A 9,439-nucleotide genomic window follows, 5' to 3' on the forward strand; every position below is an offset into this window, starting at 1 on the left:
CGGGGATGGGCGCAAACGGACGCCGCGTGAAGGGATGGGGCATGCTGATCGGCATCGACTGGGGTGGCACGAAGATCGAGGGCGTGGCGCTTTCGCCCGATGGCCAGGAGCTCGCTCGGTTTCGCGAGGACACGCCGCGCCACGACTACGACGGTTGCATCGCCATGATCGGCTCGATCATCGACCGGCTCGAGACGGCGACGGGAGAGCGCGGTACCGTCGGCATCGGCATTCCCGGTTCGCTGGAGCCCAAAACCCGCATCGGGAAAGGCGCCAGTTCCACCTGGCTGCTCGGTCGACCCGTCGAGGCCGACCTGCACGAGCGGCTCGGCCGCCCTTTGCGCGTGGAGAACGATGCCGATTGCCTCGCCGCGTCCGAGGCGGTGGATGGGGCGGGCGCCGGCTACAACGTCGTCTTCGCTGTCATCCTCGGCAGCGGCGCGGGCGCGGGGATCGCGGTCGGGGGACGGGCGCATCACGGCCCCAACAATTCGGCCGGGGAGTGGGGCCACAATCCGCTGCCGATGCCGCATGCCTCCGAGCTTCCCGGCACGCCCTGCTACTGCGGCAAGCACGGATGCCTGGAAACCTGGGTTTCGGGCCGTGCCTTCGAGGCCGAGTACGCGCGTCATACGGGCACGGAACTCAAGGCGCGAGGCGTGATGGAGAAGGTGCGCGCCGGCGACCGCTTGGCCGGCCTCATCTGGGACCGCTATTGCGACCGGACCGCGCGCGGCCTCTCGGTCGTCGTCAACACGCTCGACCCGGACGTCTTCGTCATGGGCGGCGGCATGTCCAACATTCCCGAGCTTTACGACGAATTGCCGGGCCGCATCGCCAGGTACACGTTCTCCACCGTCTTCCACACGCCGATCGTCCAGTCCCGGCACGGCGACTCCAGCGGCGTGCGCGGCGCCGCCTGGCTCTGGAAGGACGGCTGACGCCGCGCCTCTGACCGACGTCCCCTCGTTTTTTCGAAAGCATCTCATGCACCAGACCGAACTCGACCGCCGCTCCGATTTCGCCCTCGCGTTGATCCGTGAGGCGGGCGCACTGGCGCTGGACTATTTCCGCCGGGTCGAGACGCTGACGATCTCCTCGAAGGGCCTGCAGGATGTCGTCAGCGAAGCCGACGTCGCGGTGGAGAAGCTGATTCGGGCGCGTCTGGCCGAGACCTTTCCCGACGACGCCTTCTTCGGCGAGGAGAGCGGACGCAGCGAGTTCCGGACGGGGCAGGGCATCTGGGTCGTCGATCCGATCGACGGCACGCAGCCCTTCGTGTGCGGCATGTCGAGCTGGTGCATCTCGATCGCCTTCGTCGAGGGCGGCGTGAACCGGATGGGCTTCGTCTATGCGCCGGCGCGCGACGAGCTGTTCGTGGGCGGTGCCGGTCGGGGCGCGACGCTGAACGGCCAGCCGATCCGCGTGCGCAGCGCGGCGAGCGTGAAGGAAGGGCTCGTCGCCACGGGATACTCGACGCGGCGCCCGCCCTCGGAGCTCCTTCCGGTGTTCGAGCGCCTGCTGGAAGCGGGCGGCATGTTCTACCGTGACGGCTCCGGCGCCCTGTCGCTCGCCTATGTCGCGGCGGGACGGTTGATCGGCTACGTCGAGTCGCACATCAATTCCTACGATTGCCTCGGCGCCATGGCGGTGATCGAGGGCGCGGGCGGCGAGGTCAGCGATTTCCTCGCCGGCGACAGTCTCTTCGTGGGCAACGCGCTGGTGGCGGCTTCGCCCGAACTCATGCCGTCGCTGCAGGACATCGCCCGCTACGGCTGAGCTTGCGTGCCGCTCCGGCATCGGCAAGCATCGGCACGAGGGCGGCACGCCGAACGATGCTGCCTCCGCGGGGAAACGGAACGCCATGAGTGCATACGACTTCGTTATCGCAGGCGGCGGAACGGCGGCGTGCGTCGCCGCCATGCGCCTCGTGCGCGAACACGGCGCGCGCGTTCTCATCCTGGAGCGCGGGCCGGCCCGTACCGCCCGCCTGATGCGCATGCCGGCAGGGTACATGAAGTATCTGGCGCGCGACGACTTCCTCGAGATGCACAAGACCGCCGCACAGCCGCGCCTCGGCGGGCGTGCACCTATCGTGCCGCAGGCCAAGGCGCTCGGCGGCGGCAGCGCGGTCAACGCCATGGTCTACATGCGCGGGCAGCGCGAGGACTACGATGGCTGGGACGCGTATCTCGGCTCGGGCTCGGGCTGGGCCTACGAGGACCTCCTGCCGCATTTCCGCGCGCTGGAGCGCAACACGAAGTTCAACGATCGCTACCACGGGATCGACGGTGGGCTCCTCGTTTCCGACCCCGGAGCCCTGTGCGACACGACGCAGGACTATCTCCTGACGGCGCAGGGGATGGGCATCCCGCTGAACCCCGATTTCAACGGCGCGCGGCAGGCCGGCGTCGGAGTGATGCAGCACACGATGGGCGTTCGGAACGGCCGGATGGAGCGCTGCGACGCCGTCACGGCCTTCATCGCCGACCTCCTGAACGACGAGCGCCTGACGATCGTCACCGGAGCGCAGGTCGATCGCGTGCTGTTCGAAGGCGGCCGCGCGACGGGGCTTTCCTATCGGGTGAACGGACAGGTGAAGACGGTTCGCGCGGGCCGCGAGGTTCTGCTCGCCGCGGGCACCTACAACACGGCCAAGCTCATGATGCTGTCCGGCCTCGGGCCTGCCGATCACCTGCGTGAGCATGGGGTCGAGGTGGTCGCGGATCTACCCGGTCTCGGCTCCGCGCTTCAGGACCACCATGAGGTTCCCGTGATCGCGACCACGAAGGGGCCGAGCGGCTATTTCGGGCAGGACAAGGGCTGGCCGATGGTTCGCAACGGCCTGCAATACATGCTCTTCGCCTCCGGCCCGGTGACGACGACGGGCATCGAATCCTGTCTGTTCTACGACCCGGACGGCGGCGAGCGTCCGACGATCCAGCTCTACTGCGCGCCGATCGTCTACCTCGATCGCGACGTCTCGAGTGCCAAGCCCAGCCACGGGGTGACGCTGACATCGTGCCTCCTGCGGCCGAAGGCGCGCGGCACGGTCCGGCTGCGCTCGGCCGATCCGGACGCCATGCCGCTTGTCGACTCGAACTTCTTCGGCCATCCCGACGACCTGCGCCTGACCGTCGCCTCACTGCGCTTCGCACGCGAGGTTCTGGCCTCGCGTCCGCTGTCGGACGGGATCAAGGACGAACTCCTGCCGGGCCGCGACGTGGCCGACGACGCGGGGCTCGAGGCCTTCTGCGGCAAGACGGTGAAGACGAACTACCACCCGGTCGGCTCCGCCCCGATGGGGCCGGACGCCGATCCGATGGCGGTGCTCGATCCGGCGCTTCGCGTACGCGAGGTGGAGGGCTTACGGGTGATCGATTGTTCGGCGATGCCGATGATCCCATCCGGCAACACCAATGCGCCGGTGATGGCGCTGGCGAGCCGCGCGGTCGATCTGATCGCAGGCGTCTCGCAGAGAGCGGGCGCGGCGGCTTGAGAGCCGCGCCCGGACGCCCTCAGGCTGCGTTCGACACCTTCAGGCTGCCGGTCTTGTAGCGCTTGGCCATGTCGGCAAGGTCGATCGGCTTGATGCCCGAGGCGTGACCGGCAGTGCCGAACTCCTCGAAGCGCTGTGCCGCGAGCTTGGTGATCGCGGCCATGCCGGGACCGAGATACTTGCGCGGGTCGAACTCCTCGGGGTTCTCCGCGAAGACCTTGCGGATCGCGCCGGTGAGGGCCAGGCGGCAGTCCGTATCGATGTTGATCTTGCGCACGCCGTGGCGGATGCCGCGCTGGATCTCGGCGACCGGGACGCCCCAGGTCGGTTTGATGTCGCCACCGTACTGGTTGACGATGTCCTGCAGGTCCTGGGGAACCGACGAGGAGCCGTGCATCACGAGATGGGTGTTCGGCAGCTTCTTGTGGATCGCCTCGATGACGTTCATCGCGAGGACCTCGCCATCGGGCTTGCGCGAGAACTTGTAGGCGCCGTGGCTCGTGCCCATCGCGACGGCGAGCGCGTCCACATGCGTGTCCTCGACGAAGCGGGCGGCCTCGTCCGGGTCGGTCAAGAGTTGGTCGTGGTCGAGCGTGCCCTCGAAGCCATGGCCGTCCTCCTGCTCGCCGCCGCCGGTCTCGAGGCTGCCGAGAACGCCGATCTCGCCCTCGACCGAAGCGCCGCACCAGTGCGCCATATCGGAGACGCTGCGGGTGATGGCGGCGTTGTAGGCGTAGTCGGCAAGCGACTTGCCGTCCTCCTTGAGGGAGCCGTCCATCATCACGGAGGTGAAGCCGTGCTGGATGGCGGTGATGCACGTCGCTTCGTTGTTGCCGTGGTCGAGATGCATGCAGATCGGAATGTCCGGATGCATTTCCGCCAAACCCTCGATCAGACGGGCGAGGATGATGTCATTGGCATAGGCGCGCGCGCCGCGGCTCGCCTGAAGGATGACGGGCGAGTCCGTCTTGGCCGCGGCAGCCAGGATCGCTAGGCCCTGCTCCATGTTGTTGATGTTGAAGGCGGGCACGCCGTAGCTGTGCTCGGCGGCGTGGTCGAGAAGCTGGCGAAGCGTGATCAGGGCCAAAGGGTTCCTCCGGGCGGGGTCAGGACAGGGACGAGACGACGTCGGACACGATGGAGAGGTAACCCTCCGCATTCCAGGCGGACCGGCCGATGAAGAGGCCGTCGATATGCTCTTGGCCGGCAAGCTCGACGCAGTTGCCGGGATTGACGCTGCCGCCGTAGAGGACGGGCAGGGCGAAGCCGAGCTTCTCGCGCGTCAGCTCCTTGATGCGGGCGTGCTGTTCGTTCGCAAAGCCCGGCTCGGCCGGCGTTCCGCCTTCGCCGATCGACCAGACCGGCTCGTAGGCGACGATCACCTTGGCGGGCTGGCTCCAGTCGACGCGCGAGATCAGGGCTTCGGTCTGGCGGCGAAGGGCCTCCGCCGTGCGGCCGGCGTCGTATTCCTCGCGCGTATCGCCGATGCAGACGAGCGCCACGAGGCCGTGGCGGACAGCGGCCTCGGTCTTCAGGGCGACCGTCTCGTCGGTCTCGCCGAAATGCTCGCGACGCTCCGAATGACCGATCTCGACGAGCCGTCCGCCGCAGTCCTTGACCTGCACGGGCGAGACTTCGCCGGTCCAGGCGCCGGCGTCCTTCCAATGCGCGTTCTGGGCGCCGACGATGATGTCGGTCTCGCCGAGCGCGTCGGCCACCCGGTGCAGGACGGTGAAGGGCGGGATCACGAAGAGCTGCGCCCGGTCGTCGCGTGCAAGGGACGAACCCGAGACGATCCGGCAGAAGGCGTCGGCCTCCGCGATCGTCTTGTTCATCTTCCAGCTGGTGCCGATCCAGGGACGTTTGGTCATCGCGATTGCCTTGTCGGTTGTGCGGCGCAGATGCGGACAGGGCCGGCCGATGCGATCGGCCGGCCCTGTTCGGGACGGGAGTTGCGGATCAGGCGCCGGCCTTGGCGCGGGCCTTCTCGGCGACCTTCTCGGGCGTCAGCCCGAAGTGCTTGTAAAGGTCGGCGCCGGGGGCCGAGGCGCCGAAGCCGGGCAGGCCGACGACGTCGTCCTCCTCGTCCACGAAGCGCGTCCAGCCGAACGGGGAGGCGGCCTCGACGGCGATGCGCGGCGCCGAGCCGAGGACATCGTCGCGGTAGCTCTTGGGCTGTTTGGCGAAAAGCTCCCAGCAGGGCAGGGACACGACGGCGGCGCGCACGCCGCTCCCTGCCAGAAGCTTTTGCGCCGCCACCGCGATCTCGACCTCGGAGCCCGTCGCGAGGATCGTCACCTGTCGGGCGCCACCCTCGGCCTCGGCGAGAACGTAGCCGCCCTTGGCCGAGAGGTTCTCACCCTGCTGCCCGGTGCGCAGGGCCTTGAGGTTCTGGCGCGACAGGACCAGCGTCGTCGGCGACTTCGTCGCGTTCAGCGCGGCTTCCCAGCACTCGGCGGTCTCGACGCCGTCGGCCGGGCGCATGACCAGCATGTTCGGCATGGCGCGCAGCGAGGCGAGGTGCTCGATCGGCTGATGCGTCGGGCCGTCCTCGCCCTGGCCGATGGAATCATGCGTCATGACGTAGACGACCGGCTGGTGCATCAGCGCCGACAGGCGCATCGCCGGACGCGCGTAGTCGGAGAAGCACAGGAACGTGCCGCCGAACGGGGTGAAGCCGCCGTGCAGCGAGAGGCCGTTCATCACGGCGGCCATGCCGTGCTCGCGCACGCCGTAGTAGATGTAGTTGCCGGTGGCGTCGGTGGCCGTGATCGGCTTCATCGCCCCGGCCTTCGTCAGGTTCGAGCCGGTGAGGTCGGCCGAGCCACCGATCAGCTTGGCGGACTTGGCCGCCAGAGCCTCGATGACGGTCTGGCTGGCCTTGCGCGTCGCCACGGAAGCCGCTTCGGAGGCGAACGTCGCCTTGACGTCGGCCAGGATCGCGGCCGCGTCGCCGTCGAGCCCTTCCGCCATCAGGGCCTTCCAGGCATCGGCGTGGGCGGACGCGGCGAGGCGCTGTTCCCAGGCGTCGGCTTCCGCCGCGCCGCGGTGGCCCACGGCCTTCCAGAAATCGGTGACGACATCGGGCAGGACGAAGGGCTCGTGCGCCCATTCGAAATAGTCGCGGGCGTAGGCGATGCCCTCGGCGCCGATCGGCGAGCCGTGGACGCCGGAGGTGCCGGCCTTCTTGCCCGCGCCGTAGCCGATCGTGGTGCGGCAGGCGATCAGCGTCGGCTTGTCGGAGCGACGCGCGGCCTCGATCGCGGCAGCCACCGCCTCGGGATCGTGGCCGTCCACGGCGGCGGTGGCCCAGCCGGATGCTTCGACGCGGCTTGCGAGGTCGTCCGACGTCGAGAGGTCGGTCGCGCCGTCGATCGTGATGCGGTTGTCGTCCCACAGGACGATGAGCTTGTTCAGCTTGAGGTGGCCGGCCAGCGAGATCGCCTCCTGGCTGACGCCCTCCATGAAGCAGCCGTCGCCGGCGATCGTGTAGGTGTAGTGCGAGACGAGTTCCTCGCCGAAGCGCTCGCGCAGGATCTTTTCACCGAGCGCCATGCCGACGGCGGTGGCGAGGCCCTGGCCGAGCGGACCGGTCGTGGTCTCGATGCCTGCGCCCTCGCCGAACTCGGGATGGCCGGCCGCCTTGGAATGGAGCTGACGGAAGCGCTTCAGCTCGTCGATCGTGAAGTCCTCGTAGCCCGTGAGGTGCAGGAGGCTGTAGAGGAGCATGGAGCCGTGGCCGGCCGACAGCACGAAGCGGTCGCGATCGGGCCAGTGCGGACGCTTGGCGTCGAACTTCAGGAACCGGCTGAACAGCACCGTCGCCGCGTCCGACATCCCGAGCGGCATGCCAGGGTGGCCCGACTTCGCCGCTTCCACCGCGTCTATCGACAGGAAGCGGATGCCGCTGGCCATCGCGCGGATTTCCTTGGCATCCAGGCTGGGAGCTTGTGTCGTATCCACGGTGTCCTCGTTTCCCTCGATCGCGGCCCGCGCGTCGTCGCGGGGCCTCCTTGCGGCGCGACCGGCCATGCCGGTCTCGCCTTGTGGTCCGTCACCAGAAACACGGGCAGCCGCTTGAATCAATGTCCGGCCGATGAAATTTGTTCATATGAACGCGTGTCTGTCATATGAACGCATAGAGTTGCGCGTGCCGAACCCGCGCGGGGCCGATCCGAAAGGGCCACCATGGACGCCGTAGCACCCGCCGATGTCGATGCGATGATGCAGGTGGCTCGCCGCTACTACGAGGGGCAGGCGACGCAGGCGGAGATCGCGACCGAACTCGGGCTCTCCCGCATGAAGGTGAACCGACTGCTTCGCCAGGCGCGCGAGGCGGGAATCGTAGACGTGCGCATCCGCGTCCATCGCGCAGTGGAAGCCGATCTCGAGCGGCGGCTCCAGGAGCGGTTCGGGGTGAAGGCCGCGCTGATCGCCGTGGACCGGCGCGACCCCGAGGCGCAGCGGGCGGAAGTGGCGCTGCTCGTCGCCGACTATCTGGAGCGGGTGCTGCACGAGGGCGCGGTGGTGGCCGTCGGCATGGGGCGCAACATCGCCGCCGTTGCGGAAACGCGCGGGCGCCCGATGCTGGAGTCGGCGACGTTCGTTTCCGCCACCGGCGGGGCGCACCAGGCGGGAGAGCCGGCCAACGCCGACCACATCTGCCGGAAGCTCGCGCGCCGATTCGGCGGCGTGCCCGAAACGCTCTACGCGCCCGCCTACGTTCCCGACGCCACCTTGCGCGCCGCCTTGATGCGCAACCCGACGGTGAAGCAGACGCTGGACCTCGGCCGCAGCGCCGCATTCGCCCTCGTCGGCGTCGGCGACCTCGGGGAGGCGAGCCATATGGCGCGCATGGGCTGGTTCCGCCGCGAGGAGCTGCTGGCGGCACGGGCGGCCGGCATCGTCGGCGACTTGATGGGTTACGACTTCTACGACATTGAGGGCCGGGAGCGGAATGAGATCCTAGGCGGGCGCGTGGTCGGCCTGCGTCTCGCCGACATTCGCGCCATTCCGACCGCGATCGCGGTCGCCGCGGAGCCGACGAAGGCGATGCCGATCCTCGCAGCCCTTCGCACCGGCGCCATCGACGTGATCGCGACATCGCTGGCCAACGCCCACGGCATTCTGGCGCTCGATCAGGCCACCCGCGAGCGCGGATGAATGCTTGATCGTTTGCACAGGGCTACGATATTATGATCTCAAAGGCGCCCCTCGGCGCCGTCGGCCGACAGCGTGTGGGCCGATGTTCCAATCGATCAGGTGAGACCCCATGAAGATCATCCTCGGCGGCGACAGCGCCGGTCAGCCCCTCGTCCAGGCGATCAAGGACCATCTGGCGAACCGCGCGAACCTGACGGTCGTGGACGCCAGCCAGGCACCGGATGGATCGGCCGAAAAGTACGCCACGACGTCAGAGCGCATCGCGCGCGCGGTGGTCGACGGCGAATACGACCGTGCGGTCCTGTGCTGCGGCACCGGGATCGGCGTCAATATCTCAGCCAACAAGGTGCCGGGCATCCGTGCCGCTCTGACCCACGACACCTATTCGGCCGAGCGCGCCGCCAAGAGCAACAACGCGCAGATCATCACGATGGGTGCGCGGGTCATCGGCCCCGAACTCGCCAAGGCGATAGTCGACAAGTACCTGGAGTCGGAGTTCGACCCGGCAGGCTCGTCGGCTTCGAACGTCGACGCCATCGACGCCCTCGACCGCAAGTACAACGCAGGCTGACCCGAGTTTTCAGAGCGTTTGAAACGAAAAGCCCGCCGCGTCCTTCGACGCGGCGGGCTTTTTTCAAGTGTGAGCCAAAGGGCCCGGAGGCTTAGTTGAAGCGGTAGGACAGCTTCGCGGTGACCGTGTGGAAGTCGAAGTCGCCGTTCGAGCGGAAGTCCGTGAACTGGCCCGGGATCACCGCCGTGCCCGAACCGTCGAACGGA

At 68.3% G+C, this 9,439-nt stretch carries 8 protein-coding genes; 5 read left to right on the plus strand and 3 right to left on the minus strand.

Going from position 1 to position 9,439, the window contains the following annotated elements; genetic code table 11:
- Positions 1-41 precede the first annotated feature (41 nt).
- From AUL34_RS06085 to AUL34_RS06095, 3 genes are all read left to right on the plus strand, one after another.
- Positions 42-941 (plus strand): ROK family protein, encoded by a 900-nt coding sequence (locus tag AUL34_RS06085; protein ID WP_061932283.1) that lies wholly within the window; start codon positions 42-44, stop codon positions 939-941.
- A 46-nt stretch (positions 942-987) separates the two neighbouring features.
- Positions 988-1,779 (plus strand): inositol monophosphatase, encoded by a 792-nt coding sequence (locus tag AUL34_RS06090; RefSeq protein WP_061932213.1) that lies wholly within the window; start codon positions 988-990, stop codon positions 1,777-1,779.
- Positions 1,780-1,864: 85 nt separating this feature from the next.
- The gene (locus AUL34_RS06095; protein WP_061932215.1) at positions 1,865-3,499 is read left to right on the plus strand and encodes a GMC family oxidoreductase; all 1,635 of its coding nucleotides are present in this window, start codon (positions 1,865-1,867) and stop codon (positions 3,497-3,499) included.
- Between the two features lie 19 nt (positions 3,500-3,518).
- Here AUL34_RS06095 and fba read toward each other — a convergent pair whose 3' ends face one another.
- The 3 genes from fba to tkt form a co-directional block, all read right to left on the minus strand.
- Positions 3,519-4,586: a class II fructose-bisphosphate aldolase gene (gene fba / locus AUL34_RS06100; RefSeq protein WP_061932217.1), complete on the minus strand. Its 1,068-nt coding sequence runs from the start codon at positions 4,584-4,586 to the stop codon at positions 3,519-3,521.
- Between the two features lie 19 nt (positions 4,587-4,605).
- Positions 4,606-5,370, minus strand: coding sequence for a triose-phosphate isomerase (locus AUL34_RS06105; RefSeq protein ID WP_061932219.1), 765 nt, complete (start codon positions 5,368-5,370; stop codon positions 4,606-4,608).
- Positions 5,371-5,458: 88 nt separating this feature from the next.
- Complete coding sequence (tkt, locus tag AUL34_RS06110; protein WP_274532648.1) at positions 5,459-7,462, minus strand: transketolase; 2,004 nt, start codon at positions 7,460-7,462, stop codon at positions 5,459-5,461.
- Between the two features lie 225 nt (positions 7,463-7,687).
- Between tkt and AUL34_RS06115 the strand changes: the two genes are divergently transcribed.
- Both AUL34_RS06115 and AUL34_RS06120 read left to right on the plus strand, forming a co-directional pair.
- On the plus strand, positions 7,688-8,662 hold the full coding sequence (locus AUL34_RS06115) for a sugar-binding transcriptional regulator (RefSeq protein WP_061932221.1): 975 nt from the start codon (positions 7,688-7,690) through the stop codon (positions 8,660-8,662).
- 109 nt (positions 8,663-8,771) lie between these two features.
- A complete protein-coding gene (locus tag AUL34_RS06120) occupies positions 8,772-9,233 on the plus strand; it encodes an RpiB/LacA/LacB family sugar-phosphate isomerase (protein ID WP_061932224.1) in 462 nt (153 codons plus the stop codon).
- The last annotated feature ends 206 nt before the right edge of the window (positions 9,234-9,439 follow it).

The organism is Aureimonas sp. AU22 (assembly GCF_001463745.1).
Taxonomy (GTDB): domain Bacteria; phylum Pseudomonadota; class Alphaproteobacteria; order Rhizobiales; family Rhizobiaceae; genus Aureimonas.

Coding starts and splice junctions, on each gene's coding strand:
- AUL34_RS06090 (WP_061932213.1), top strand. CDS start 988: ATGCACCAGACCGAACTCGACCGCCGCTCCGATTTCGCCCTCGCGTTG.
- AUL34_RS06095 (WP_061932215.1), top strand. CDS start 1,865: ATGAGTGCATACGACTTCGTTATCGCAGGCGGCGGAACGGCGGCGTGC.
- AUL34_RS06085 (WP_061932283.1), top strand. CDS start 42: ATGCTGATCGGCATCGACTGGGGTGGCACGAAGATCGAGGGCGTGGCG.
- AUL34_RS06120 (WP_061932224.1), top strand. CDS start 8,772: ATGAAGATCATCCTCGGCGGCGACAGCGCCGGTCAGCCCCTCGTCCAG.
- AUL34_RS06115 (WP_061932221.1), top strand. CDS start 7,688: ATGGACGCCGTAGCACCCGCCGATGTCGATGCGATGATGCAGGTGGCT.
- AUL34_RS06105 (WP_061932219.1), bottom strand. CDS start 5,370: ATGACCAAACGTCCCTGGATCGGCACCAGCTGGAAGATGAACAAGACG.